Below are 25,184 nucleotides of genomic sequence, written 5' to 3'. Positions count from 1 at the left end.
TTTTTCGCCTGAATGTAGGAGCCGCCGAAGGCTGCGATCTTTTGATCCTGCTTTTAAAAGCCAGGTCAAAAAGATCACAGCCTGCGCGAATGTCATCCCGTCACGAAGCAATCAACTGCCGCAACACATAATGCAGGATCCCCCCGGATTTGAAGTACTCGACCTCATTCAGCGTATCAATGCGGCACAAGACTTCGATTCTCTCCTGACGCCCATCCTCCCGAGTGATAACCAGCGGCAGGTTCATCCGCGGCCTCAGCTCGACGCCGGTCAATCCCAGAATCTCGAACGTCTCTTTGCCGGTCAGATTGAGACTCTTGCGATTCTGATCAAGCTTGAACTGCAACGGCAGCACACCCATGCCGACCAGATTAGAGCGGTGAATACGTTCGAAGCTCTCCGCAATCACCGCTTTGACGCCCAGCAGATTGGTGCCTTTCGCCGCCCAGTCACGGCTCGACCCGGTGCCGTACTCCTGACCGGCAATCACCACCAACGGCGTACCCGACGCCTGATATTTCATCGCTGCGTCATAGATCGCCATTTTTTCCCCGGTGGGAATGTAAAGTGTGTTGCCACCTTCCTCGCCACCCAGCATCTCGTTGCGAATACGGATGTTGGCAAACGTACCGCGCATCATCACTTCATGATTGCCGCGACGGGAACCGTAGGAGTTGAAGTCGCGCGGCTCCACGCCTTTTTCCTGCAGGTATCGCCCGGCCGGGCTGTCGATCTTGATGTTGCCGGCGGGGGAGATGTGGTCGGTGGTCACTGAATCGCCGAGCAAGGCCAAGACCCGCGCGCCTTTGACGTCTTTGACTTCCGGCAGAGGGCCGGAAATGTCGTCGAAGAAAGGTGGATGCTGAATGTAGGTCGAATTGTCCTGCCACACGTAAGTCGCCGCTTGCGGCACCTCGATGGCCTGCCATTGCTCATCACCGGCAAACACTTCGGCGTATTCCTTGTGGAACATCGCCGTGTTGACCTGATTCACCGCTTCGGCGATTTCCCGGCTGCTCGGCCAGATATCGCGCAGGTATACCGGATTGCCCTGCTGATCCTCACCCAGCGGTTCGCTGCTGATGTCGGTGCGCACGCTGCCAGCCAGTGCGTAGGCGACGACCAGCGGAGGCGAGGCCAGCCAGTTGGTTTTCACCAGCGGGTGTACGCGACCTTCGAAGTTGCGGTTGCCGGACAAGACCGACGCGACGGTCAGATCGGCTTTCTGAATGGCTTTCTCGATCGGCTCCGGCAGTGGCCCGGAGTTGCCAATGCAGGTGGTGCAACCGTAGCCAACTAACGAAAACCCGAGCTGATCAAGGTATTGAGTCAGCCCGGCAGCCTTGTAATAGTCGGTGACGACTTTCGAACCGGGGGCCAGTGAGCTTTTGACCCAAGGCTTGCGCGTCAGACCTTTCTCGACAGCTTTTTTCGCCAGCAGTCCAGCAGCCATCATCACGCTCGGGTTGGAGGTGTTGGTGCAGGAGGTAATCGCGGCGATGACCACTGCACCGTTTTTCAGGCGATAGGTCTTGCCCTCGTATTCGTAGTCCGCTTCGCCCACAAGATCGGCGTTGCCCACTGCTACGCCGCCGCCACCCTCGCTTTCCAGGCGTCCTTCTTCCTTGCTGGTGGGTTTGAATTGCAGGTCGATGAAATCACTGAAGGCCTGCGCGACGTTCGGCAGCGAGACGCGATCCTGCGGACGTTTCGGTCCGGCCAGGCTGGCCTCGACGCTGCCCATGTCCAAAGCCAGGCTGTCGGTGAACACCGGCTCCTGACCCGGCAGACGCCACAGGCCTTGAGCCTTGGTGTAGGCCTCGACCAGTTTCACCACTTCCGGCGGCCGGCCAGACAGGCGCAGGTATTCCAGCGTGACATCGTCGACCGGGAAGAAGCCGCACGTCGCACCGTATTCCGGGGCCATGTTGGCGATGGTTGCGCGGTCGGCCAGTGGCAGATCGGCGAGACCATCGCCATAGAACTCGACGAATTTGCCGACTACGCCTTTCTTGCGCAGCATCTGCGTTACGGTCAGCACCAGATCGGTGGCGGTGATGCCTTCCTTGAGTTTGCCGGTGAGTTTGAAGCCGATCACTTCCGGAATCAGCATCGATACCGGTTGCCCAAGCATCGCCGCTTCCGCTTCGATCCCGCCAACGCCCCAGCCGAGCACGCCGAGACCGTTGATCATGGTGGTGTGGGAGTCGGTGCCGACCAGCGTGTCGGGGAACGCGTAGGTGCGGCCATCCTCGTCTTTGGTCCAAACGGTGCGGCCGAGATATTCGAGGTTGACCTGGTGGCAGATGCCGGTACCCGGCGGGACCACGCTGAAGTTATCGAACGCACTCTGGCCCCAGCGCAGGAAGGCATAGCGCTCGCCGTTGCGTTGCATTTCGATGTCGACGTTCTGTTCAAACGCACTGGCGCTGCCAAACTTGTCGACCATCACCGAGTGGTCGATCACCAGATCCACCGGCGACAACGGATTGATCCGCTGCGGATCGCCGCCGGCCTTGGCCATTGCCGCACGCATGGCGGCGAGATCGACCACGGCGGGGACGCCGGTAAAATCCTGCATCAATACACGGGCAGGGCGGTACTGGATTTCCCGATCAGAGCGGCGCTCCTTGAGCCAGGCGGCGATGGCTTTGAGGTCAGTGCCGGTGACGGTTTTTTCGTCTTCCCAGCGCAGCAGATTTTCCAGCAGTACCTTCAACGACATCGGCAGCTTGTCGAGGTCGCCCAGGCTTTTGGCGGCTTCCGGCAGGCTGAAATAATGGTAGGTCGTGGCATCGATTTGTAGGGTTTTCAGTGACTTCAGACTATCGAGGGACGGCATTACGATCACTCCTTTGAGTCCGCACGGCTACGGACTGAGGGGACGGGCAGAGCATTAAACCTAGCCCTGTTTTGAGTAGCTGGCTAATAACTGGACTCTATCGGCGCAACCATGGTTCCGACTTCAGCTATCATGCGCCGGTTTTCGTGACAGGCATTGCGGCAACGCAAGGCTTGAGCATCGCGCAACGGTCGAATGATCGACCGTTGCCCAGGAGTAAGAATGAACACCCTATTCATGCATTGCCGGCCCGGCTTCGAAGGCGAAGTCTGTTCGGAGATTTCCGATCTCGCCGCCCGTCTCAATGTCGCCGGTTACGCCAAAGCCAAAACCGCCACGGCCTGCGCCGAGTTTGTCTGCACTGAAGCCGACGGCGCCGAACGCCTGATGCGCGGTCAGCGTTTCGCCGAATTGATCTTCCCTCGGCAGTGGGCGCGGGGCTTTTTCATTGATCTGCCGGAAAACGATCGCATCAGCGTAATCCTCGCGCACATGGCCGATTTCCCGGTGTTTGGCAGTCTGTGGCTGGAAGTGGTCGATACCAATGACGGCAAGGAACTGTCGAACTTTTGCAAAAAGTTCGAAGGCCCCCTGCGCAAGGCGCTGACCGCCGCTGGCAAACTGGTGGAAGACGCCAGCAAGCCGCGTTTGTTGCTGACCTTCAAAAGCGGACGCGAAGTGTTCCTCGGCATGGCCGATGCCGGCAATTCGGCAATGTGGCCGATGGGCATTCCACGCCTGAAGTTTCCTCGCGAGGCGCCCAGCCGTTCGACCTTGAAGCTGGAGGAGGCGTGGCACCACTTCATTCCACGTGATCAGTGGGAAGATCGCCTGCACAGCGACATGACCGGCGTTGACCTCGGCGCCGCACCGGGCGGCTGGACCTGGCAACTGGTCAACCGGGGCATGCTGGTGACGGCTATCGACAACGGCCCGATGGCTGAAAGCCTGATGGAAACCGGATTGGTCCAGCATCTGATGGCGGACGGTTTTACCTTCAAGCCGAAGCAGCCGGTGGACTGGATGGTTTGCGACATCGTCGAGAAACCGGCGCGCAACGCGGCGATGCTGGAAGAGTGGATCGGCGAGGGGCATTGCCGCGAGGCGGTGGTCAACCTGAAGCTGCCGATGAAACAGCGTTATGCCGAAGTGAAACGTCTGCTCGAGCGCATTGCCGATGGTTTCAAGGCTCGTGGGATCAAGGTTGATATCGGCTGCAAGCAGCTGTATCACGACCGCGAGGAAGTGACTTGCCATCTGCGCCGGCACGACACCAGGAAAACCAAATCGCGCTGACACAACACTGAACCTGTGGGAGCGAGCCTGCTCGCGAAAGCGGTGGGGCAGCCAGCGATGTGTTCACTGACGGATTGCCCTCGCGAGCAGGCTCGCTCCCACATGGGTTGGACGATATCCCAAGCAATGCGCGACAATGCCGGCCAGTTTCTGGAGTGAACCATGAGTGAAATGATCGATACCCCGGTCGACGGCACCCTCGACGCCACCGGCCTCAATTGCCCGGAACCGGTAATGATGTTGCACCAGCACATCCGCGATCTGGTGCCTGGCGGCTTGCTCAAGGTGATCGCCACCGATCCCTCGACCAAGCGCGATATCCCCAAGTTCTGCGTGTTTCTTGACCATGAGCTGGTCAGCCAGCACGAAGAGGCCGGCACCTATCTGTACTGGATTCGCAAGAAGTCCTGACTCAGGGCAAAAAAAGACCTGCAAATGCAGGTCTTTTTTTATGGGTGATCAACCCGCCGAACGACTGATTCGAATCCGCTTGCGCGCACTGCGTGTCAGACGAATCGACAGCATCAACGCCGCGCAGCTCAAGCCTACAATCAAACCCTGCCACAAACCGCTCGGACCGCGTGGCTCGCCGAGCCAATCGGTCAGGCCCAGCGCATAACCCACCGGCAAACCAATCCCCCAGTAGGCGAAGAGAGTCAGGATCATCGTCACCCGAGTGTCCTGATAGCCACGCAGTGCGCCTGCTGCGGTCACCTGGATCGCATCGGAAAACTGGAACAGCGCCGAATAGACAATCAGCATCGCGGCAATATGAATCACCGTTGGATCAGCGGTATAGATCGCCGCAATCGGCTCGCGCAGCGCCAGCATCAGGCTCGCCGACAGGCAGGCGTAGGCCAGCGCCGTGCCCATGCCGACTCCGGCGGCAAAGCGCGCTTCACGCGGTTCCTCGCGCCCAAGCGCCTGACCGACACGCACGGTGACCGCCATGCCCAGCGAATAGGGAATCATGAATACCAGCGAGCTGACGTTCAGCGCGATCTGATGCCCGGCCACCACCGTCGCGCCGAGGCTGCCGATCAGCAGCGCAATCACGGCAAAAATGCTCGACTCGGCAAACACCGCGATGCCGATCGGCAAACCAATCGACAGCAGACGTTTGATCACCGCCCACTGCGGCCAGTCGAAGCGGCTGAACAATTCGCTTGAGCGATAGGCCGGTGCCCAGCGTTCGTACCCGGCCAGGCCCAGCGCCATTACCCACATCACGATCGCCGTGGCCCAGCCGCAGCCGACGCCGCCCATGGCCGGCACGCCGAAGTGGCCGTAGATGAAGATGTAGTTCAGCGGGATGTTCAGCGCCAGACCGCAGAGGCCCAGCACCATGGCCGGGCGGGTGCGGCCGATGCCATCGCTGGTGCAGCGCAGCACGTGATAGAAGGCCACCGCCGGCAAGCCGCTGGCGATGCCGTGCAGATATTGCATGCACGGGCCGATCAGCTCGGGATCGACCTTCATCAGGTGCAGCACCGGCTCGGCGGCGACCAGCATCGAGGTGGCGATCAGTCCGACTACCAATGCCAGCCATAACGCCTGACGCACGATCGGGCCGATCTCGCTGTGCTTGCCGGCGCCGAAACGCTGGGCGACTTTTGGTGTGGTGGCCAGCAGGGTGCCGGTCATCAACAGAAATACCGGAACCCAGATCGAGTTGCCCAGCGCCACTGCCGCCAGGTCCTTGGGGCCGACGCGCCCGGCCATCACCGCATCGACGAAGCCCATGGCCGTGGTCGCCAGTTGCGCGATGATGATCGGCAGGGCCAGGGCGAGCAGGTTTTTCAACTCCAGGCGAATCCGCGCAGGGCGGCTCAGCGAGACGGCGACAGGTTGGTCAGTTACAGGGTTCACAGGCAAAGCGTCCAGAAAGTATTGATGCGCAGAGCGGCGCATTCTACGCCGCTGACGCCTCGGTCAGGAAATATCCTCTGTTGCGTATTTGTAAGCGCAAACCCTGCTGGCTGATCGACGCGTCAGCACCTAAACTGCCGATCCGCCCAAGGAGCCCGCCATGCTGATTGTTGCCGACGAAAATATCCCGCTGCTCGATGCTTTTTTTGCCGGTTTCGGCGACATCCGCAGAGTGCCGGGCCGCTCCATTGACCGCGCGACGGTTGAGCAGGCCGATGTGTTGCTGGTGCGCTCGGTGACTAACGTCAATCGCGCGCTGCTCGAAGGCAGCAAGGTGCGCTTTGTCGGCACCTGCACCATCGGCACCGATCATCTGGATCTCGATTACTTCAACGAGGCCGGGATCTGCTGGTCGAGCGCGCCGGGTTGCAATGCCCGTGGTGTAGTCGACTACGTGCTGGGCAGTCTGATGACACTGGCCGAAATCGAAGGGGTTGATCTGACGCAGCGTACTTACGGCGTCGTCGGCGCCGGTGAAGTGGGGGGGCGCTTGATCAAGGTTCTCAAGGGCTTGGGCTGGAACGTCAAGGTTTGCGATCCGCCGCGTCAGGCTGCCGAGGGCGGCGATTATGTCAGCCTTGAGCAGATCATCGAGCAGTGCGACGTAATCAGTCTGCATACGCCATTGACCCGCAGCGGCGACTCTGCAACCTGGCACCTGTTCGATCAACAGCGTTTGCAGCAACTCAAGCAGGGTGCATGGCTGATCAACGCGGCGCGTGGCCCTGTAGTGGACAATGCAGCGCTGCGTGAGGTGCTGCTGGAGCGCGAGGACCTGCAAGCGGTGCTCGACGTCTGGGAAAAAGAGCCGGAAGTCGACCCTGCGTTGGCCGAACTCTGCGTATTGGCCACGCCACATATTGCCGGTTACAGCCTCGATGGCAAGCAACGCGGGACCGCGCAGATTTATCAGGCCTACTGCGCTTTCAGCGGCCAACCTGCAGCTATCCAGCTCAGCGATCTGCTGCCAGCAACCTGGTTGTCGGAAGTTTCCCTGCACGGTGACAGCGATCCGGCGTGGGCGCTGGCGATGTTGTGCCGGGGCGTGTATGACCCGCGCCGCGATGATGCGGATTTCCGCCGCAGCCTGGTGGGAAATGTCGCTGAGCAGCGCTCGGCGTTTGACGCGTTGCGCAAGCAATATCCGGTGCGACGCGAGATCGAAGGGCTGAAGGTGCGGATTGAAGGGGAGTCGCCGTTGTTGCGGCAGATTGTTGAGGCGCTGGGGGCGGTGGCTGTCTGAATCAGCGCTGGCCTTTTCGCGAGCAGGCTCGCTCCCACAGGGGATCTACAGTGCAGCAAAGTTAAAGGTGGGAGCGAGCTTGCTCGCGAAAGCCACACCACCAATCCCGAATTGCAGATATAAAAAACCCGGCCAATCAGGGCCGGGTCAGGAAGACGGTGGCTACATCACTCTTGTTCGGCAGGCTTGACCAATCGCTTCTCCAGTTCGCGGCACGCGTCCTGGATCATGTCTTCAGTGATCGGTACTTCACGGCCCTGCTCATCGATAATCGAGCAACCCAGAGACTGGTCGGGTTTGGTGCGGATCACTTCAATCTTGTCTTCGCTGCTGTGTTGCAAGGACATGGCCTGTCTCCTCATCAGGTTGTGTGCCTAAGTTAAAACCGCCACGTGACCAGGCTGTGACAACTCCCTGCGGTCTGTCGGCGGGCGGCATCTCTACTCAAACAGAAATGACCGCTCGTCTCAACCGCAACCTTAGACCAATCGTTTCTAGCATCCGGACATCCCGGGCATATTTAACCTGACTCATTGTGATTTACAGAGTTCCACCCCATCTGAGTCTGTAGGCTGGCCCGATCCATCTGCGCAGACGTGAACTCCATGATCTCCATGCTTTCTTCCCGACACCGGCGCGCCCTGCGCCTGACCAGTCATTTTCTCCTGCCGTACCGCTGGCATGCCTTCGGCGCACTGCTCGCGCTGATCGTTACCGCCGGCGTTACCCTGTCGATGGGGCAGGGCATCAAGTTGTTGGTAGACCAGGGTTTCATGACCCGTTCGCCGCATCTGCTGAATCAGTCGATCGGCATTTTCATGTTGCTGGTGCTCGGACTGGCGCTGGGCACCTTTGCCCGTTTCTATCTGGTGTCGTGGATAGGCGAGCGCGTGGTCGCCGACATTCGCCGCCAAGTGTTCAATCACCTGGTGTATCTGCATCCAGGCTTTTATGAGGACAACCGCAGCTCGGAAATCCAGTCGCGCCTGACCGCTGATACCACGCTGCTGCAATCGGTGATCGGCTCGTCGCTTTCGCTGTTCCTGCGCAATCTGCTGATGGTCATCGGTGGTGTGGTGTTGCTGTTCATCACCAATCCGAAGTTGACCAGCATTGTCGTGATTGCACTGCCGCTGGTGATCGCGCCGATCCTGATTTTCGGCCGCCGCGTGCGCAATCTGTCGCGCCAGAGCCAGGATCGCATCGCCGACATTGGCAGCTATGTGTCGGAAACCCTTGGTCAGATCAAAACCGTGCAGGCCTACAACCATCAAGTGCAGGACGAGCAGCGTTTCGCTTCTACCGTCGAGCAGGCGTTCGAAACCGCGCGTAAGAGGATCTTCCAGAGGGCGTGGTTGATCACGCTAGTGATCGTGCTGGTGCTTGGCGCGGTGGCGGTGATGTTGTGGGTCGGCGGCATGGATGTGATGGCGGGGCGGATTTCGGCTGGGGAACTGGCGGCGTTCGTTTTCTACAGCCTGATTGTCGGCAGTGCGTTCGGCACGCTGAGCGAAGTGATCGGCGAGCTGCAGCGCGCTGCTGGCGCAGCGGAGCGGATCGCAGAATTGCTGCGTTCGGAAAACATCATCCAGCCACCGTTGACCGGACTGGTCACTCTGCCAGCGCGAGTCAAAGGTGAACTTGAACTGCGCGACGTGCGCTTTTCCTACCCCTCGCGTCCGGAAAGCTACGCCGTCGATGGCTTGAATCTGACGGTGAGGGCGGGCGAGACCTTGGCATTAGTGGGGCCGTCGGGCGCGGGCAAGTCCACGGTTTACGACTTGTTGCTGCGCTTCTACGATCCACGCGAGGGGCAGATTTTCCTCGAGGGCGTGCCGCTGACCAGCCTTGACCCGCTGGATCTGCGCCGCTGTTTCGCCCTGGTCTCGCAAACCCCCGCGTTGTTTTTCGGCAGCGTGGAGGACAACATTCGCTACGGCTGCCCGACGGCCACGCTTGAACAGGTCAAGGAAGCTGCGCGAATTGCCCACGCCCACGACTTCATCGAACAAATGCCGGACGGCTATCAAACTCATCTCGGCGATGGCGGCCTCGGGTTGTCCGGCGGTCAGCGCCAACGTCTGGCCATTGCCCGCGCCTTGCTAGTGGACGCGCCGATCCTGCTCCTTGACGAAGCCACCAGCGCCCTCGACGCACAGAGCGAACATCTGATCCAGCAGGCCCTGCCAACGCTGATGGAAAACCGCACCACGCTGGTGATCGCTCACAGGCTGGCCACGGTGAAGAACGCTGACCGGATTGCGGTGATGGATCAAGGCAAGCTAGTAGCGGTGGGGACACATCAGGAGTTGATCGCCAGCAATCCGCTGTACGCACGGCTGGCGGCGTTGCAGTTCAATGATGGTCGATCTGTCACAGCAGACTGAGCAATCGACCAAGTAACCGTCCAAAAAAATGCCCGCATCTCACGATACGGGCATTTTTCATTCTCCGGCGGTCGCTGATTGCTCATTGATCATCAAAATACCGCTCATGCCAATCCACCAGCGGTTGCGGCGAGTTGAGCTTTTGCCCGTAGATCACCGAGTAGGACAACACGTTCTGCACGTATTGACGGGTTTCGTCGAACGGGATGCTTTCCACCCAGACGTCGAAACTCAGGTGATCAGCGCCGCGCAGCCACTGACGCACGCGGCCTGGCCCGGCGTTATAAGCGGCGGAGGCGAGCACGCGGTTGCCGTTGAACTGGCTGTGCACCTGGCTGAGGTAAGCGGCGCCGAGCTGAATGTTCTTGTCTGGATCGAGCACTTGCTGGGGCGAGGCCAATGGAATGCTGAACTTGCGCGCGGTTTCCTTGGCGGTGCCGGGCATCAATTGCATCAGACCGCTGGCGCCGACGCCGGAGCGCGCGTCGTCCATGAAGGCGCTTTCCTGCCGGGTTATGGCGAACACCCAGCTCGAATGCAGGCCGCGAACCTTGGCTTCACGCACGAGGGTATCGCGGTGCGCCATCGGGAAGCGGATGTCCAGGTCGTCCCAGTACTGCGCCTGACTGATGGTGCGAATCGCCGGGAAGTACCATTTCAGGTCGTAGGCCAGTTTGGCCTGGGCGACCATTTCATCGCGGTTGAAATGACGGCTGACGTGATACCACTCGCGACGCCCGTCGACGATCTGCCCGCGTGCATGAAACTCCAGCGCGCGCCGCACGCCGGGGGTGTTACGAACCTTGTTGATCAACGCCTGGCTGAGCACCAGCGGCTTGTTGTTCAGCGAGTAAGGCGACTGTGAACGGTCTGCGGCGAGGAAGCCGTAGAAGTCTCGTTCCCGCGCCAGATTCTTGTACAGGGTCAGCGCTTGCGGGTTTTGTGGCTCGGCCAGCTCCAGACTGCGCGCCTGCCAATAGCGCCAACGGTTGGTGGTGGCCAGGTCTTGCGGCAGACGTTTGGTCAATTCGTAGGCATCGTTCCAGCGTGCCAGACGCAGCAGCAGGCGCAGGCGCCATTCCGAGACGGTGTTGTCGCGCAGCTCCGGATCGTATTTGGTCATCACGTCCAGCGCGCGGCTGTCGAAGCGGCGCGCGAGGGTCAGGCCGATCTCGCGAGCGATCGCGACCTTCTCATCGCGAGAGAAATGCATGCTGCTGGCGTAACCGTCGAGCAAAGCCATGGCCTTGTCCGGATCCTGCCGAGCGAGGCGGCGCAAGCCGAGGCTGACGACGTCTGACATCGGCTCGTCGGCCGGGCTGAAGCGCGACGGCTGATTGAGCAATTCGGGTTTCTGCGCCACGTCGACCAGCAAACGACCGCGCGGGGCGAGGGTGGTCAGGCCGTTGATCAGGCTGTTGGCCAGCGGATAGTTGCGGGCCTGCGCGGCAAGCTTGGTGCGCTCCCAGCGTTTCTGCTCGGTCAGTTGGCCGTCGGCAGCCCAGATGCCGAACAGCGCGTCACAGGCGGCGGGTTGCGATTTGCCGGTCAGCCAGAGTTTTTCTGCGTTCGCATAGCCTTCAGCCTTCTTGTCGTGGCTGATTTGGTATTGCGCGTTGAGGCAGTCGAGCTCAGTGAAATTCAGCTTCGGATCGTAGTACTTGACGAAGGTCGCCCAGTCGCCACGGTCGGCGAGCCAGCGCAACCAGCGCAGTTTCATCCAATTGGCCTGCGGCAGGTCACCGTGTTCGGCGAGGAATTTCTCGATTTCTGCGTTGCTCGCGGTCTTCAGACGCGCGGTCAGTTCGTCGTAGGCCAGATACGGTTCCAGCGGATAATCGGCCAGCGCCTGGCTGTAACGGAAATACGGGCCGGTATCACCCTTGGCCAAGGCGCGCTTGGCTTCATCGTAATACTGGCGTTGGGTGGACAAGTCCACCGCCTGGACGGATTGAGCGGCAGCGGCGGTAAGAAACAAGCAGGACAAAACACTGAAAAGGCGACTGCGCATGAGACATCCGGGCAGAGAAATCATGACAAGTGCCGATCGAAATCCGCACTGAATTGACTGTAGCTTAGCCTTTTGCCAGCAAGCGGCGAAAGCTTTGCGGGCCTCTCAGCACAAGTTCGCAACAATTGTTGTGCAGAGTGCTTCGACAGACAAATTGCCGGCCTGTTGAAGCCCCAAGTCAGGTAGAATGCGCGCCCGGTTTTTGGAGAAGCTCATGACCCTGCTCAAATTCAGCGATGTGTCCCTTGCGTTCGGCGCTATGCCGTTGTTGGACAAGGTGTCCTGGCAGATCGCCCGTGGTGAGCGGGTGTGCATCATCGGCCGCAACGGCACTGGCAAGTCCAGCATGATGAAACTGGTCAAGGGCGACCAGAAGCCCGATGACGGCTCGGTATGGCGTGCCCCCGGTCTGAAAATCGGCGAATTGCCGCAAGAATTGCCAGTTGCCGACGACCGGACGGTATTCGACGTGGTGGCTGAAGGCCTCGATGGTGTTGGCGCCTTGCTCGCCGAATATCATCACCTGAGCCAGAACATCGTCACCGACGCCGATCTGGACAAGCTGATGCACGTTCAGCACGACCTTGAAGCCCGTGATGGCTGGCGCCTTCAAACGCTGGTCGACAGCACCCTGAGCCGTCTGCAACTGCCGGCCGACAAGACTCTCGCCGAACTCTCCGGTGGCTGGCGTCGTCGCGTGCTGCTGGCGCAGGCGCTGGTGTCCGAACCGGACCTGCTGCTGCTCGACGAACCAACCAACCACCTGGACATCGGTGCGATTGCCTGGCTCGAAGAAGCGTTGAAAGATTTCCAGGGCGCCGTGCTGTTCATCACGCACGACCGTTCCTTCCTGCAAAACCTCGCCACGCGCATCCTCGAACTGGATCGCGGTGGGCTGATTGACTGGAACGGCGACTACGCCAGTTTCCTCGTGCACAAAGAAGCTGCGCTGGCCGCTGAAGAAACCGCCAACGCGCTGTTCGACAAGCGTCTGGCTCAGGAAGAAGTCTGGATCCGTCAGGGCATCAAGGCCCGCCGCACTCGTAACGAAGGTCGTGTGCGCGCTCTGAAAGCCCTGCGCGTTGAGCGCAGTGAGCGTCGCGAGCGTACCGGCAAGGCCAACATCCAGCTGGAAACCGCCGACAAATCCGGCAAGCAGGTGATGGTCCTCGAGAACGTGAGCTTCGCGCATCCGGGCGGGCCGTTCCTGATCAAGGATTTCTCCATGGTCCTGCAGCGCGGCGACCGTATCGGTCTGCTCGGCGCCAACGGTACCGGCAAGACCACCCTGTTGAAACTGATGCTCAGCGGTCTGCAACCGACCAGCGGTAAAGTGGAAGAGGGCACCCGGATCGACGTGGCGTACTTCGACCAGTTGCGCCATCAGCTGGATCTGGAAAAAACCGTGATCGACAACGTCGCCGAAGGTCGCGACTTCATCGACATCGACGGGCAGAGCCGTCACGTGCTGAGCTATCTCGGCGACTTCCTGTTCAGCCCGCAGCGTGCACGCACGCCGGTCAAGGCGTTGTCGGGTGGTGAACGTGCGCGTCTGTTGCTGGCGAAGCTGTTCAGCAAACCGGCGAACCTGCTGGTGCTCGACGAACCGACCAACGACCTCGATGTGGAAACTCTCGAGCTGCTCGAAGAAGTGCTGCTGACTTTCAACGGCACCGTGCTGATGGTCAGCCACGACCGGGCATTTCTCGACAACGTGGTGACCAGCACCCTGGTCTTCGAAGGTGAAGGCAAGGTTCGTGAATACGTCGGCGGCTATCAGGACTGGATCCGTCAGGGCGGTTCGCCGCGTTTGCTGGGCGTGACTGAAAGCAAGTCGGGCAAGGCTGACCTGAACTCGGCGGTGGTTACCGCTGAGCCGGCTCCGGTGGCTGCGCCTGCGGCGGCTGCTCCGGTTGCCAAGAAGAAACTGAGCTACAAGCTGCAGCGCGAGCTGGAAGCCTTGCCGGGCGACATCGACGCCAAGGAGCAGCAAATCGCCGCGGTTGAAGCGGAAATGGCTGAAGCCGGTTTCTATCAGCGTCCGCCGGCGGAAACGGCCAAGGTGATTGCTTCGCTGGAGCAATTGCAGGCCGAGCTGGATGCGTTGGTGGAGCGTTGGGCCGAGCTGGATGCCTGATTGCTCCTGATGTGAAAAAGCCCGGCGCTCAGTGATGAGCGCCGGGCTTTTCATATGTAGCGCGATCTACAGGCTGGAGCAGGTCAACTGTGAGAGCGAGCCTGCTCGCGAAAGCGGTGTGTCAGGCGGCACTCATATTGAATGTGCCGACGTATTCGCGAGCAGGCTCGCTCCCACAAAGAGCAAGACAGATCAGCGTTTGACCAGGTGTACCGCCAGCACATCGCATGGCGCACCGTGCAGCACGTCATTCGCGGTCGAGCCGAGCAGCAGTGCCAAGCCATGACGGCCATGGCTTCCGACCACGATCAGATCGCACGCTTGTTCCTTGGCGAAATGATGGATTTCCTGGCGTGGCTGGCCGTAGGTCAGATGGCAATTGGCGCCTTCGAGCTCGGGGTATTTCGATTTGAGTTTTTCAAGACGCTCCTTGGCCTGATCGAACTGCTGTTGTTGCAGTTGTGACAGGTCCATTGGCACGTCGCCACCGAAGGCCATGGCCATCGGTTCAACGATATGCACCAGCGACAACTTGGCAGCGTTGCTCACCGACAGCTCGCGGGCGCGGTGGATCACAGGGTCGCACTCTTCGGTCAGATCTACAGCGACCAGTATGTGGTGGTAGGGCATGAGGTGCTCCTCCTGAGGGTTCGATATTGGTAAGTATGGCTGGTTTCAAGCGCATTGGTTCGCAAGTGACACAATGGGCTCATCAAAAATCGGGAGTACAGATATGACGGTCTGGCTGGTGGTGTCAATCCTGCTGGTAGTTTTAAGTCCGCTGGCATGGTTGCGCCCGTCTCGCGCGCAGAGCGGGCGCATGGCCCTGCGCATGGAGGCTCGACGCATCGGCCTGGCCATGCAACTGGCGCCGCAGGAGTGGCCGCACTGGCTGCTGCCAGAGCCGCCAAACCCCTGCGCCCAGTACCATCGGCCGCGGCGTGGCAGCCAACCGGCGTGCTGGACGTACTGGCAGAAAACCCCGGGCGTCTGGGTCAATCAATGGCAGGAAGTCTGCGATGACCGGATCCTGCTCGATTATTTCGAAAAATTGCCGGGCAATGTTTTCAAGATCGAAGCGGACAAGCAGATGATCGCCTTGTACTGGGGCGAGAAGGGCGAGGCGACGGTTCTGCAGGATATCGACGCGACCCTGAAAGCACTGGCGTGATGCGCGGACTTTTCTCACTGCAACGGTGTGAAACGTCCGGCAGACGCGCAATAAAAAGCCCGACATGATTCGTCGGGCGGATTGGCCAGGCAGGCCGGTAACTTTTTTTGCGGCAGGCGCTTTGATCGCCTCGGCAAATTTCTTCGCAGTCCACCCAGCGTAGCCTTCTGAACAGGGCTCGGCGGAAATTAGGGCGACTTTTCTAACTATTGATTCTATGAATTGCTGAACATCGGGGCGGGTGTTGCTGCTCATCATGGTGCAGAAATGACCGCAAAGTCGCATTTCAGCCCGAATTTAGGGCGATTGACAATTGTCTGAAATTCCGTGAAGGTGACGTACCCGAATCAAACGGGCGTATGAATTGAGCGTTTGTCTTACAGACTGCTCCTACAGAATCCCGACTATCGCGTTGGCGGGTGTGCCAGGCGGACGGTGTCAGTATCGACGAGCAAAACGTCCTTCTGAGCCATAAGCCTGCGTCCGACGTGTACTGTTCAGCTTCCATATCGTGGAGATCAGTTGATGATTTACGAAGGTAAAGCCATCACGGTTAAAGCTCTTGAAAGTGGCATCGTCGAATTGAAATTCGACCTCAAGGGTGAGTCCGTCAACAAGTTCAACCGTCTAACCCTGAACGAACTGCGTCAGGCCGTAGACACCATCAAGGCAGATGCTTCGATCAAGGGCGTGATCGTCAGCAGCGGCAAGGACGTGTTCATCGTCGGCGCCGACATCACCGAATTTGTCGACAACTTCAAGCTGCCGGATGCCGAGCTGGTTGCAGGCAATCTCGAAGCCAACAAGATCTTCAGCGATTTCGAAGACCTCAACGTGCCGACCGTCGCGGCCATCAACGGCATCGCCCTCGGTGGCGGTCTGGAAATGTGCCTGGCGGCTGACTATCGCGTCATGTCCACCAAGGCCAAGATTGGTCTGCCGGAAGTGAAACTGGGCATCTACCCGGGCTTCGGCGGTACCGTACGCCTGCCACGCCTGATCGGTGTCGACAACGCCATCGAGTGGATTGCCGCCGGCAAGGAAAACCGCCCTGAAGACGCGCTGAAAGTCAGCGCCGTCGACGCCGTAGTCGCCCCTGAAAAATTGCAGGAAGCTGCCCTTGAGCTGATCAAGCGCGCCATCTCCGGCGAGTTCGATTACAAGGCCAAGCGTCAGCCGAAACTTGAAAAACTCAAGTTGAACGCCATTGAGCAAATGATGGCTTTCGAAACCGCCAAAGGTTTCGTGGCTGGCCAGGCCGGCCCGAACTACCCGGCGCCGGTTGAAGCGATCAAGACCATCCAGAAAGCCGCGAACTTCGGTCGCGACAAAGCGCTGGAAGTGGAAGCTGCAGGCTTCGTCAAACTGGCCAAGACCTCTGCCGCACAGAGCCTGATCGGCCTGTTCCTGAACGATCAGGAGCTGAAGAAAAAGGCCAAGGCCTACGACGAAATCGCCAAAGACGTGAAGCAGGCTGCCGTACTCGGCGCCGGCATCATGGGTGGCGGTATCGCTTATCAGTCGGCCTCCAAAGGCACGCCGATCCTGATGAAGGACATCAACGAGCACGGTATCGAGCAGGGTCTGGCCGAAGCCGCCAAGCTGCTGGTCGGCCGTGTTGACAAGGGTCGCATGACCGCGGCGAAGATGGCTGAAGTGCTCAACGGCATTCGTCCGACCCTGTCCTACGGCGACTTCGGTCACGTCGATCTGGTCGTCGAAGCTGTGGTCGAAAACCCGAAGGTCAAGCAAGCGGTACTGGCTGAAGTCGAAGACAAGGTCAAAGAGGACACCATCCTCGCGTCCAACACCTCGACCATTTCCATCAGCCTGCTGGCCAAGGCCCTCAAGCGTCCGGAAAACTTCGTCGGCATGCACTTCTTCAACCCGGTGCACATGATGCCGCTGGTGGAAGTCATCCGTGGCGAGAAGTCCAGTGAACTGGCGATCGCCACCACCGTTGCCTACGCGAAGAAAATGGGCAAGAACCCGATCGTCGTCAATGACTGCCCGGGCTTTTTGGTCAACCGCGTGCTGTTCCCGTACTTCGGCGGTTTCGCCAAGCTGGTCAGCGCCGGTGTCGACTTCGTTCGCATCGACAAAGTGATGGAAAAATTCGGCTGGCCAATGGGCCCGGCTTACCTGATGGACGTGGTCGGCATCGACACCGGTCACCACGGTCGCGACGTCATGGCTGAAGGTTTCCCGGATCGCATGAAGGATGACCGTCGTTCGGCCATCGACGTGCTGTACGAAGCCAAACGCCTGGGCCAGAAGAACGGCAAGGGCTTCTACGCCTACGAGGCCGACAAGAAAGGCAAGCAGAAGAAAGTCGCCGATCCGTCGGTACTCGAAGTGCTCAAGCCGATCGTTTACGAGCAGCGCGAAGTCACTGACGAAGACATCATCAACTGGATGATGATCCCGCTGTGCCTGGAAACCGTGCGCTGCCTGGAAGACGGCATCGTTGAAACCGCCGCCGAAGCCGACATGGGTCTGGTCTACGGTATCGGTTTCCCTCCATTCCGTGGCGGTGCGCTGCGCTACATCGATTCGATCGGTGTTGCCGAGTTCGTTGCCCTGGCTGACCAGTACGCTGATTTGGGCGCGCTGTACCACCCGACCGCGAAGCTGCGCGAAATGGCCAAGAACGGCCAGAGCTTCTTCGGTTAAGCGCCCCCAACTAGAGTGAGAGTGAACTTATGAGCTTGAATCCTAGAGACGTCGTGATTGTCGACTTCGGTCGTACTCCGATGGGCCGCTCCAAGGGCGGCATGCACCGCAACACCCGCGCTGAAGACATGTCGGCGCACCTGATCAGCAAACTGCTGGAACGCAACACCAAGGTCGACCCGGCGGAAGTCGAGGACGTGATCTGGGGCTGCGTCAACCAGACCCTGGAGCAGGGCTGGAACATCGCGCGCATGGCGTCGCTGATGACCCAGATTCCGCACACTTCGGCCGGCCAGACCGTCAGCCGTCTGTGCGGTTCGTCGATGAGCGCGCTGCACACTGCTGCGCAAGCGATCATGACCGGCAACGGTGACGTGTTCGTGGTCGGCGGCGTCGAGCACATGGGCCACGTGAGCATGATGCACGGTGTCGATCCGAACCCGCACATGTCGCTGTACGCGGCGAAAGCCTCGGGCATGATGGGCCTGACCGCTGAAATGCTCGGCAAGATGCACGGCATCACCCGTGAGCAGCAGGATGCCTTTGGCGTGCGTTCCCACCAGTTGGCCCACAAGGCAACCGTGGAAGGCAAGTTCAAGGACGAAATCATCCCGATGCAGGGTTACGACGAGAACGGTTTCCTGAAACTGTACGACTACGACGAAACCATTCGTCCGGAAACCACCCTGGAAAGTCTGGCGGCGCTCAAGCCGGCATTCAATCCGAAGGGCGGCACCGTGACTGCTGGTACTTCGTCGCAGATCACTGACGGTGCTTCGTGCATGATCGTGATGTCGGCGCAGCGTGCACAGGACCTGGGTATCCAGCCTATGGCGGTGATCCGTTCGATGGCAGTGGCAGGTGTGGATCCGGCAATCATGGGCTATGGTCCAGTGCCGGCAACACAAAAAGCCCTGAAGCGCGCAGGCCTTGGCATCAACGATATCGACTTCTTCGAGCTCAACGAAGCTTTCGCCGCACAGGCTCTGCCAGTGCTGAAAGATCTGAAAGTGCTCGACAAGATGAACGAGAAGGTTAACCTGCACGGCGGCGCGATCGCCCTGGGTCACCCGTTCGGTTGCTCCGGTGCGCGTATTTCCGGCACCCTGTTGAACGTGATGAAGCAGAATAGCGGCACCTTCGGGGTGGCCACTATGTGCATTGGTCTCGGCCAAGGCATCTCCACCGTCTTCGAACGCGTTTAAGCGTCTCGTCGATGGAAGCCGGGGCCCAGTGCCCCGGTTTTTGTTTTTGGGTTTTTTATTTATTTTTGAAAAGATTTCAGTGAGGGCCGAAGCATGCCGATACAACCTGGGCTCTACCAACATTACAAAGGTCCGCAATACCGTGTATTCAGTGTTGCGCGGCATTCCGAAACCGAAGAAGAAGTGGTCTTTTACCAAGCCCTGTATGGCGATTACGGCTATTGGGTGCGCCCGCTGAGCATGTTCGTCGAGTCAGTCGAGGTTGACGGCGAGCAGGTGCCGCGCTTTGCTTTGGTGCAAGCCGAACCGAGCCTTTTTGACAAGGCATGAGGCGACTGCGCAGACAACCCTGCGCTTGACCTCACCTTGTATCAACTATATATAGCGGTGCCGCGTCAGGCGCCAACCGCCTTTCACTTCTAGAATTCAGGAATTTTCTGATCCATGGGCAAATCGCTGGTCATTGTGGAATCCCCGGCTAAGGCCAAGACCATCAACAAGTATCTGGGTAACCAATACGTGGTGAAGTCGAGTATCGGCCATATCCGAGACCTGCCCACCAGCGGTTCGGCTAGCGCCAGCAAAGAGCCAGCCGCCAAGCGCGGCAAGGCTGCTGCGGGCGAAGGTCCGGTGCTCTCGCCGAAAGAGAAAGCGCGCAAGCAGCTGGTCTCGCGCATGGGCGTCGATCCCGAACACGGCTGGAAAGCCCAGTACGAGATCCTCCCGGGCAAAGAAAAGGTCATCGAAGAGCTGCGCCGGCTCGCCAAGGATGCTGACACCATCTATCTCGCAACCGACTTGGATCGCGAGGGGGAAGCCATTGCCTGGCACCTGCGCGAAGCCATCGGTGGTGACGACAGCCGTTACAAGCGCGTGGTGTTCAACGAAATCACCAAGAAGGCGATCCAGGAAGCCTTCTCCGAGCCGGGCGAGCTGGACATTGATCGTGTCAACGCCCAGCAGGCGCGTCGCTTCCTCGACCGCGTCGTCGGCTACATGGTCTCGCCGCTGCTGTGGGCCAAGATCGCCCGTGGTCTGTCCGCCGGTCGCGTGCAATCGGTTGCGGTGAAGCTGGTAGTCGAGCGTGAGCGTGAAATCCGTGCTTTCAATCCCGAAGAATACTGGGAAGTGCACGCTGATCTCGGCACCACCAAAGGCTCGACCGTGCGTTTCGAAGTGGCTCGCGAAAAAGGCGAAGCCTTCAAGCCGCTGAACGAAGCCCAGGCCATGGCTGCGCTGGAGAAGCTCAAGTCCTCCAGCTACAGCATCGTCAAGCGCGAAGACAAACCGACCAGCAGCAAGCCGTCGGCGCCGTTCATCACGTCGACCTTGCAGCAGGCCGCAAGCAACCGCCTCGGTTTCGGCGTGAAGAAAACCATGATGATGGCCCAGCGTCTTTACGAAGCCGGCTACATCACTTACATGCGTACCGACTCGACCAATCTCTCGGCCGACGCCGTGGCGATGGCGCGCACATACATTGAGGACGAGTTCGGCAAGAAGTACCTGCCGGAAACGCCGAACGTCTACAGCAGCAAGGAAGGCGCGCAAGAGGCTCACGAAGCGATTCGTCCGTCCGACGCCAACACCACGCCGAGCAAGCTGGCGGGTATGGAGCGCGATGCCGAGCGTTTGTATGAGCTGATCTGGCGCCAGTTCCTAGCCTGCCAGATGCTGCCGGCGCAGTACCTGTCGACCACCGTCAGCGTCGGCGCTGGCGACTTCGAGCTGCGTGCCAAGGGCCGTATCCTCAAGTTCGACGGTTACACCCGGGTGATGCCGCAAATTGCCAAGCCTGGCGATGATGACGTGCTGCCGGACATGGCCCAGGGCGATGTGATGAAGCTGATCAAGCTTGACCCGTCGCAGCATTTCACCAAGCCACCGGCGCGTTATTCCGAAGCCAGTCTGGTCAAGGAGATGGAAAAACGCGGCATCGGTCGTCCTTCGACTTACGCTGCGATCATTTCGACCATTCAGGATCGCGGTTATGTGACCCTGCACAACCGTCGTTTCTACTCGGAAAAGATGGGTGACATCGTCACCGAACGTCTGTCCGAGAGCTTCTCCAATCTCATGGACTACGGCTTCACCGCCGGCATGGAAGAGAACCTCGATGACGTGGCGCAGGGCGAGCGCGACTGGAAAAACGTGCTGGACGAGTTCTATGGCGACTTCAAGAAGAAACTCGAAGTAGCGGAAAACCCGGACAGCGGCATGCGCGCCAACCAGCCGGTCATGACTGACATTCCGTGCACCACGTGCGGTCGTCCGATGCAAATTCGTACCGCATCGACTGGCGTGTTCCTCGGCTGCTCGGGCTACAGCCTGCCGCCGAAAGAGCGCTGCAAGGCCACCGTCAACCTGGTGCCAGGCGATGAAATTGCCGCGGACGACGAGGGCGAATCGGAATCGCTGGTCCTGCGTGGCAAGCATCGCTGCCCGATCTGCAGTACGGCGATGGACGCCTACCTGCTGGACGAAAAGCGCAAGTTGCACATCTGCGGCAACAACCCGGATTGCGCCGGTTACGAAATTGAAGAGGGCAGCTATCGCATCAAGGGCTACGAAGGTCCGAGTCTGGAATGCGATAAGTGCGGCAGCGAAATGCAGCTCAAGACCGGCCGTTTCGGCAAGTTCTTCGGTTGCACCAACCCTGAGTGCAAGAACACCCGCAAGTTGCTGAAGAGCGGTGACGCGGCACCGCCGAAGATGGATCCGGTGAAGATGCCTGAGCTGAAATGCGAAAAGGTCAACGACACCTACATCCTGCGCGATGGTGCCTCCGGTCTGTTCCTGGCTGCCAGTCAGTTCCCGAAAAACCGCGAGACCCGCGCTCCGCTGGTGATCGAGATTCTGCCGCACAAGGACGAGATCGATCCGAAGTACCACTTCCTGTGCGAGGCTCCGCAAAAGGATCCTGACGGTCTGCCAGCGGTCATCCGCTACAGCCGCAAGACCAAGGAGCAATACGTACAGACCGAAGTCGACGGCAAGCCGACAGGCTGGAAAGCGTATTACGACGGTGGCAAGTGGACTGTTGAAGACAAGCGCAGCGCAAAGGCCAAGGCTGAGTAAGCGCTAGTCTGAACAGCAAAAAGGCCGCATGAACCCTTCGGGTTTTCATGCGGCCTTTTTGTTTTGTGCTTGCGCTGGCATCGGCTGATCCATGACACTGCCGGGCCTGTGTGAAGCAATTATTTCGTTGTGGAGGCTGCCGTCATGGCCCACGAACTCTATACCCGCACCAACCAGAAGATCTATTTCGCCGGCCTGTCACTCGAAGCTCTGGCTCGTGCTGAAGAAGGGCGGGCGATGAATTCTCTGGCGCTGATCCAGGCCGGGCGTGAGTCGGCGTTGTTCCACCTCTACGGCGCACTGCTGGGCTTGTGTCATGAGATCGCCGGTTTTTATCGTCTGCCGCAGGCCAATTCGCCGAGGGCAGAGGAGTTGTTGAAGCGCGAAGTGCTGGAGTTGATCGCCATTCCGGAGTTGGCCGAAATGGTCGAGCTGGCCGGTAATCCGGAAACCTGGCTGGCGAAACTGCTGGCGGCGCACGCAGCACTGTTTCAGCCACCGAGGGCGCCACGCAAGCCAAAAGGCGACGTGACGCAGCCGCTGATCCAAGCGATTAATCTTGATGAAGAAGAGACGCCGGAAGAGCTCAATCGAGATGAGCTGGAGAGCTGGCGGCAGAACCTCAAAGGTCTGGCCCTGCGTTTCCGGGAAGGCTTGAACGAGTGTTGAGGTAGTTTGGCGCAGTGGCAATCTGAAACATGCTGCTGGTCAAGATCCCGAGCGAAGCTCGAATGATGTCTATATAATCGCTGCCTTTCGTGGAGAACAGACTTATATGCCAACGTCCTTTCTAGAAATTGTCGAGTTACCAGACGGCCGAATCGAACTGCGCAGGGCCGAGGACGAAGGTTCTCTGGTGACGCTGGATTTCTCCGAGGATGCCAAGGCGTTCCTGCAAGGCCAGCACGTTGAAATTGCCAAAGCGATGTTGAGCGTCGGCGTGCAGATGGCAGGTCGTATGGTTGAAGGCGAGTTTGATAAGGAAGAAGGGCCGCGGGTTCTTCATTGATCCACGCTTTGGCCTTTTCTCGGTCGCTTGCGCTTCAGATCGGCTTCTCTGTCCTTGGAGAAGCCCTGCGCTTCACACAGCGCGCATTACTCAACAATCAACCCAAACGAATGTTCAGGCTCTGAGCTTCGCCCGTGCGCGCGGCGCTGATCAGTTGTTGCCGTGAATTGGCATTCAACGGGTTTAGCCAGGTCACCACGGTGTGGCTGCGACCCAGTCGCAACGCTTCGCACGCCAGTTGCTGAGCACTCTGCGTGCCACGCGGTTGCAGCAGCAGGATGCGTTCGCGGTTCAGGCCGGCATCGCGCAGCCAGGTTTGCGTCAGGCTGGCGGGTGGGGCTATCAGCGTCAGCCAGCGCGCATCCTTATCCTCGCTCAATTCACGGAGGATCGGCGCTAGCAGGTTCAGGCAGTTCCCGGCCGCACCACGCAGTGATAGCTCACTGAAGGCGTCAGGTTTGGCATTCCAGTCACGCTCGACCACGTCTTTGAGGATCGGCGCAATCGGTTGCGCCAGAAACGCTTCAAATAAAGGCAGTTGTGTTTGCTGAGGTGTGTGTGGGAACTGCATGGAGCCTCCTTTAGCGGCGAATGACGCCGACACTCAAGCCTTCGATCACCAGTTCCTGATCTTTCAGGTCGACTTCGATAGGGGCAAACTCGGGGTTCTCGGCAATCAGCCAGACTTTGCTGCCTTCACGCTTGAAGCGTTTGACCGTCACTTCGTCGCCGATACGCGCAACCACAACCTGGCCGTTACGCGCTTCGCGGGTGGTATGCACTGCCAGCAGGTCGCCGTCGAAGATGCCGATATCCTTCATGCTCATGCCGTGCACACGCAACAGGTAGTCGGCGCGAGGATGGAAGAAGGTCGGGTTGATGTTGCAGGATTCTTCGATGTGCTGCTGGGCGAGGATCGGCGCGCCGGCAGCCACTCGGCCAATGATCGGCAGGGTGGAGTCGTCGGCCTTGGCTTCGAAGCCGGGAATACGAATGCCGCGGGAAGCGCCCGGGGTCATCTCGATCGCGCCTTTGCGGGCCAGGGCCTTGAGATGTTCTTCCGCCGCGTTGGGCGATTTGAAACCCAATTCCTGAGCGATTTCCGCACGGGTGGGCGGATAGCCGTTGTCTTCGAGGCAACGTTTGATGAAGGCCAGAATCTCGGCTTGGCGTGGCGTCAGCTTTAGCATATTGATCGCTCTGTCTTTTTATACAGTGACTGGGATTATATACAGTGAAGCAGTCTTGGCAATGGGCGTTTTTTTGCCGCCCGCCGAGCGGTCGCGAAGGGCGCTTATTAATGCTGGCGCCTTGTGTGGTTAAATAGCTGACCGACCATTCCCAAAACGAACCGGCAGGCTTGACAAGGCTTAGGCTGAAACGTATGTTTCAAACAAGTGTTTGTCAGGCGGAGTAGCCATGGCCCAGTCGGAAACCGTTGAACGCATTCTTGATGCTGCCGAGCAGTTGTTCGCGGAGAAAGGATTCGCTGAAACCTCATTGCGTTTGATCACCAGCAAGGCTGGCGTCAATCTGGCTGCGGTGAATTATCACTTCGGCTCGAAAAAGGCGCTGATCCAGGCCGTGTTCTCGCGCTTCCTCGGTCCGTTCTGCGTCAGCCTCGATAAAGAGCTGGAGCGCCGTCAGGCCAAGCCTGAGAACAAGCCGACCCTCGAAGAGCTGCTGGAAATCCTCGTCGAGCAAGCGCTCGTCGTGCAGCCTCGCAGCGGTAACGATCTGTCGATCTTCATGCGTTTGCTCGGCCTCGCGTTCAGCCAGAGCCAGGGCCACTTGCGGCGTTATCTGGAAGACATGTACGGCAAGGTGTTCCGCCGCTACATGCTGCTGGTCAATGAAGCGGCGCCACGCATTCCACCGATCGAGCTGTTCTGGCGCGTGCACTTCATGCTCGGCGCCGCAGCGTTCAGCATGTCCGGGATCAAGGCCTTGCGCGCGATCGCCGAGACCGATTTCGGCGTCAATACCTCTATCGAACAAGTGATGCGCCTGATGGTGCCGTTCCTCGCTGCCGGCATGCGCGCCGAAACCGGCGTCACCGATACAGCCATGGCCAGCGCGCAATTGCGTCCGCGCAGCAAATCCATACCGGTCGCCGCCAAGGTTTGACCGCGCACGGGTGGGCGCGGCAGCTGGTATCCGCTAAGCTAGCCGGCCATGCCGACTCTCGTACTGAACCCGATCT

Annotated in this window: 20 protein-coding genes; 13 read left to right on the top strand and 7 right to left on the bottom strand. The window is 59.4% G+C overall.

Translation table 11 applies throughout. From position 1 onward, the window contains the following. Positions 1–100 precede the first annotated feature (100 nt). On the bottom strand, positions 101–2,842 hold the full coding sequence (acnA, locus tag ACZ9BE_RS15600) for an aconitate hydratase AcnA (protein WP_252878619.1): 2,742 nt from the start codon (positions 2,840–2,842) through the stop codon (positions 101–103). A gap of 222 nt (positions 2,843–3,064) precedes the next feature. Between acnA and rlmM the strand changes: the two genes are divergently transcribed. Both rlmM and tusA read left to right on the top strand, forming a co-directional pair. After that, entirely contained in the window at positions 3,065–4,138 is a 1,074-nt protein-coding gene (gene rlmM / locus ACZ9BE_RS15595; RefSeq protein WP_041477361.1) for a 23S rRNA (cytidine(2498)-2'-O)-methyltransferase RlmM, read from the top strand. Between the two features lie 162 nt (positions 4,139–4,300). Continuing rightward, positions 4,301–4,549: a sulfurtransferase TusA gene (tusA, locus tag ACZ9BE_RS15590; protein ID WP_016775503.1), complete on the top strand. Its 249-nt coding sequence runs from the start codon at positions 4,301–4,303 to the stop codon at positions 4,547–4,549. 48 nt (positions 4,550–4,597) lie between these two features. Here the strand turns inward: tusA and ACZ9BE_RS15585 are convergent, their stop codons facing one another. Continuing rightward, complete coding sequence (locus ACZ9BE_RS15585; protein ID WP_038862250.1) at positions 4,598–6,007, bottom strand: MATE family efflux transporter; 1,410 nt, start codon at positions 6,005–6,007, stop codon at positions 4,598–4,600. A 160-nt stretch (positions 6,008–6,167) separates the two neighbouring features. Between ACZ9BE_RS15585 and pdxB the strand changes: the two genes are divergently transcribed. Then, positions 6,168–7,310 (top strand): 4-phosphoerythronate dehydrogenase PdxB, encoded by a 1,143-nt coding sequence (pdxB, locus tag ACZ9BE_RS15580; RefSeq protein WP_476249666.1) that lies wholly within the window; start codon positions 6,168–6,170, stop codon positions 7,308–7,310. Between the two features lie 167 nt (positions 7,311–7,477). Here pdxB and ACZ9BE_RS15575 read toward each other — a convergent pair whose 3' ends face one another. After that, entirely contained in the window at positions 7,478–7,657 is a 180-nt protein-coding gene (locus tag ACZ9BE_RS15575; RefSeq protein ID WP_024013646.1) for a PA1571 family protein, read from the bottom strand. 258 nt (positions 7,658–7,915) lie between these two features. Between ACZ9BE_RS15575 and ACZ9BE_RS15570 the strand changes: the two genes are divergently transcribed. After that, positions 7,916–9,697 (top strand): ABC transporter transmembrane domain-containing protein, encoded by a 1,782-nt coding sequence (locus tag ACZ9BE_RS15570; RefSeq protein WP_476249665.1) that lies wholly within the window; start codon positions 7,916–7,918, stop codon positions 9,695–9,697. Positions 9,698–9,779: 82 nt separating this feature from the next. On the opposite strand, the gene ACZ9BE_RS15565 is transcribed toward ACZ9BE_RS15570, so the two are convergent. Then, entirely contained in the window at positions 9,780–11,708 is a 1,929-nt protein-coding gene (locus ACZ9BE_RS15565; protein ID WP_056791535.1) for a transglycosylase SLT domain-containing protein, read from the bottom strand. 214 nt (positions 11,709–11,922) lie between these two features. Here ACZ9BE_RS15565 and ACZ9BE_RS15560 point away from each other — a divergent pair, with 214 nt between their 5' ends. After that, positions 11,923–13,845 carry an ATP-binding cassette domain-containing protein gene (locus ACZ9BE_RS15560; protein ID WP_039760799.1) on the top strand — a complete coding sequence of 641 codons (1,923 nt, stop codon included), beginning with the start codon at positions 11,923–11,925 and terminating at the stop codon, positions 13,843–13,845. Positions 13,846–14,037: 192 nt separating this feature from the next. On the opposite strand, the gene ACZ9BE_RS15555 is transcribed toward ACZ9BE_RS15560, so the two are convergent. Then, entirely contained in the window at positions 14,038–14,475 is a 438-nt protein-coding gene (locus ACZ9BE_RS15555) for a universal stress protein (RefSeq protein ID WP_016775498.1), read from the bottom strand. A 103-nt stretch (positions 14,476–14,578) separates the two neighbouring features. Here ACZ9BE_RS15555 and ACZ9BE_RS15550 point away from each other — a divergent pair, with 103 nt between their 5' ends. From ACZ9BE_RS15550 to ACZ9BE_RS15520, 7 genes are all read left to right on the top strand, one after another. Beyond that, positions 14,579–15,016 (top strand): hypothetical protein, encoded by a 438-nt coding sequence (locus ACZ9BE_RS15550; RefSeq protein WP_056791532.1) that lies wholly within the window; start codon positions 14,579–14,581, stop codon positions 15,014–15,016. A gap of 525 nt (positions 15,017–15,541) precedes the next feature. After that, the gene (fadB, locus tag ACZ9BE_RS15545; protein ID WP_024013640.1) at positions 15,542–17,689 is read left to right on the top strand and encodes a fatty acid oxidation complex subunit alpha FadB; all 2,148 of its coding nucleotides are present in this window, start codon (positions 15,542–15,544) and stop codon (positions 17,687–17,689) included. A 29-nt stretch (positions 17,690–17,718) separates the two neighbouring features. Beyond that, entirely contained in the window at positions 17,719–18,894 is a 1,176-nt protein-coding gene (fadA, locus tag ACZ9BE_RS15540; RefSeq protein ID WP_095182362.1) for an acetyl-CoA C-acyltransferase FadA, read from the top strand. Positions 18,895–18,987: 93 nt separating this feature from the next. After that, entirely contained in the window at positions 18,988–19,224 is a 237-nt protein-coding gene (locus ACZ9BE_RS15535) for a DUF1653 domain-containing protein (protein ID WP_133340511.1), read from the top strand. A 114-nt stretch (positions 19,225–19,338) separates the two neighbouring features. Next, the gene (gene topA / locus ACZ9BE_RS15530) at positions 19,339–21,972 is read left to right on the top strand and encodes a type I DNA topoisomerase (RefSeq protein ID WP_041477349.1); all 2,634 of its coding nucleotides are present in this window, start codon (positions 19,339–19,341) and stop codon (positions 21,970–21,972) included. Between the two features lie 144 nt (positions 21,973–22,116). Next, on the top strand, positions 22,117–22,641 hold the full coding sequence (locus ACZ9BE_RS15525) for a DUF6586 family protein (RefSeq protein ID WP_150634824.1): 525 nt from the start codon (positions 22,117–22,119) through the stop codon (positions 22,639–22,641). 106 nt (positions 22,642–22,747) lie between these two features. After that, on the top strand, positions 22,748–22,981 hold the full coding sequence (locus tag ACZ9BE_RS15520) for a hypothetical protein (RefSeq protein WP_003226592.1): 234 nt from the start codon (positions 22,748–22,750) through the stop codon (positions 22,979–22,981). Between the two features lie 97 nt (positions 22,982–23,078). On the opposite strand, the gene sulA is transcribed toward ACZ9BE_RS15520, so the two are convergent. Then, a complete protein-coding gene (gene sulA / locus ACZ9BE_RS15515; protein WP_476249664.1) occupies positions 23,079–23,552 on the bottom strand; it encodes an SOS-induced cell division inhibitor SulA in 474 nt (157 codons plus the stop codon). A 10-nt stretch (positions 23,553–23,562) separates the two neighbouring features. Next, complete coding sequence (lexA, locus tag ACZ9BE_RS15510; protein WP_016775490.1) at positions 23,563–24,171, bottom strand: transcriptional repressor LexA; 609 nt, start codon at positions 24,169–24,171, stop codon at positions 23,563–23,565. A 229-nt stretch (positions 24,172–24,400) separates the two neighbouring features. On the opposite strand from lexA, the gene ACZ9BE_RS15505 reads away from it, so the two are divergent. Further along, entirely contained in the window at positions 24,401–25,108 is a 708-nt protein-coding gene (locus ACZ9BE_RS15505) for a TetR/AcrR family transcriptional regulator (protein WP_056791523.1), read from the top strand. Positions 25,109–25,184: the final 76 nt, after the last annotated feature.

The sequence above is a fragment of the Pseudomonas sp. TE9122 genome (genome assembly GCF_056278925.1).
The sequence above is the reverse complement of the archived record's forward strand: the minus strand, read 5'-3'. Positions and strand labels throughout refer to the sequence as shown.

Excerpts from the sequence above, each read along its gene's own strand:
- acnA (WP_252878619.1), bottom strand. The coding sequence starts at position 2,842 with ATGCCGTCCCTCGATAGTCTGAAGTCACTGAAAACCCTACAAATCGAT.
- rlmM (WP_041477361.1), top strand. The coding sequence starts at position 3,065 with ATGAACACCCTATTCATGCATTGCCGGCCCGGCTTCGAAGGCGAAGTC.
- tusA (WP_016775503.1), top strand. The coding sequence starts at position 4,301 with ATGAGTGAAATGATCGATACCCCGGTCGACGGCACCCTCGACGCCACC.
- pdxB (WP_476249666.1), top strand. The coding sequence starts at position 6,168 with ATGCTGATTGTTGCCGACGAAAATATCCCGCTGCTCGATGCTTTTTTT.
- ACZ9BE_RS15575 (WP_024013646.1), bottom strand. The coding sequence starts at position 7,657 with ATGTCCTTGCAACACAGCAGCGAAGACAAGATTGAAGTGATCCGCACC.
- ACZ9BE_RS15570 (WP_476249665.1), top strand. The coding sequence starts at position 7,916 with ATGATCTCCATGCTTTCTTCCCGACACCGGCGCGCCCTGCGCCTGACC.
- ACZ9BE_RS15565 (WP_056791535.1), bottom strand. The coding sequence starts at position 11,708 with ATGCGCAGTCGCCTTTTCAGTGTTTTGTCCTGCTTGTTTCTTACCGCC.
- ACZ9BE_RS15560 (WP_039760799.1), top strand. The coding sequence starts at position 11,923 with ATGACCCTGCTCAAATTCAGCGATGTGTCCCTTGCGTTCGGCGCTATG.
- ACZ9BE_RS15555 (WP_016775498.1), bottom strand. The coding sequence starts at position 14,475 with ATGCCCTACCACCACATACTGGTCGCTGTAGATCTGACCGAAGAGTGC.
- ACZ9BE_RS15550 (WP_056791532.1), top strand. The coding sequence starts at position 14,579 with ATGACGGTCTGGCTGGTGGTGTCAATCCTGCTGGTAGTTTTAAGTCCG.
- fadB (WP_024013640.1), top strand. The coding sequence starts at position 15,542 with ATGATTTACGAAGGTAAAGCCATCACGGTTAAAGCTCTTGAAAGTGGC.
- fadA (WP_095182362.1), top strand. The coding sequence starts at position 17,719 with ATGAGCTTGAATCCTAGAGACGTCGTGATTGTCGACTTCGGTCGTACT.
- ACZ9BE_RS15535 (WP_133340511.1), top strand. The coding sequence starts at position 18,988 with ATGCCGATACAACCTGGGCTCTACCAACATTACAAAGGTCCGCAATAC.
- topA (WP_041477349.1), top strand. The coding sequence starts at position 19,339 with ATGGGCAAATCGCTGGTCATTGTGGAATCCCCGGCTAAGGCCAAGACC.
- ACZ9BE_RS15525 (WP_150634824.1), top strand. The coding sequence starts at position 22,117 with ATGGCCCACGAACTCTATACCCGCACCAACCAGAAGATCTATTTCGCC.
- ACZ9BE_RS15520 (WP_003226592.1), top strand. The coding sequence starts at position 22,748 with ATGCCAACGTCCTTTCTAGAAATTGTCGAGTTACCAGACGGCCGAATC.
- sulA (WP_476249664.1), bottom strand. The coding sequence starts at position 23,552 with ATGCAGTTCCCACACACACCTCAGCAAACACAACTGCCTTTATTTGAA.
- lexA (WP_016775490.1), bottom strand. The coding sequence starts at position 24,171 with ATGCTAAAGCTGACGCCACGCCAAGCCGAGATTCTGGCCTTCATCAAA.
- ACZ9BE_RS15505 (WP_056791523.1), top strand. The coding sequence starts at position 24,401 with ATGGCCCAGTCGGAAACCGTTGAACGCATTCTTGATGCTGCCGAGCAG.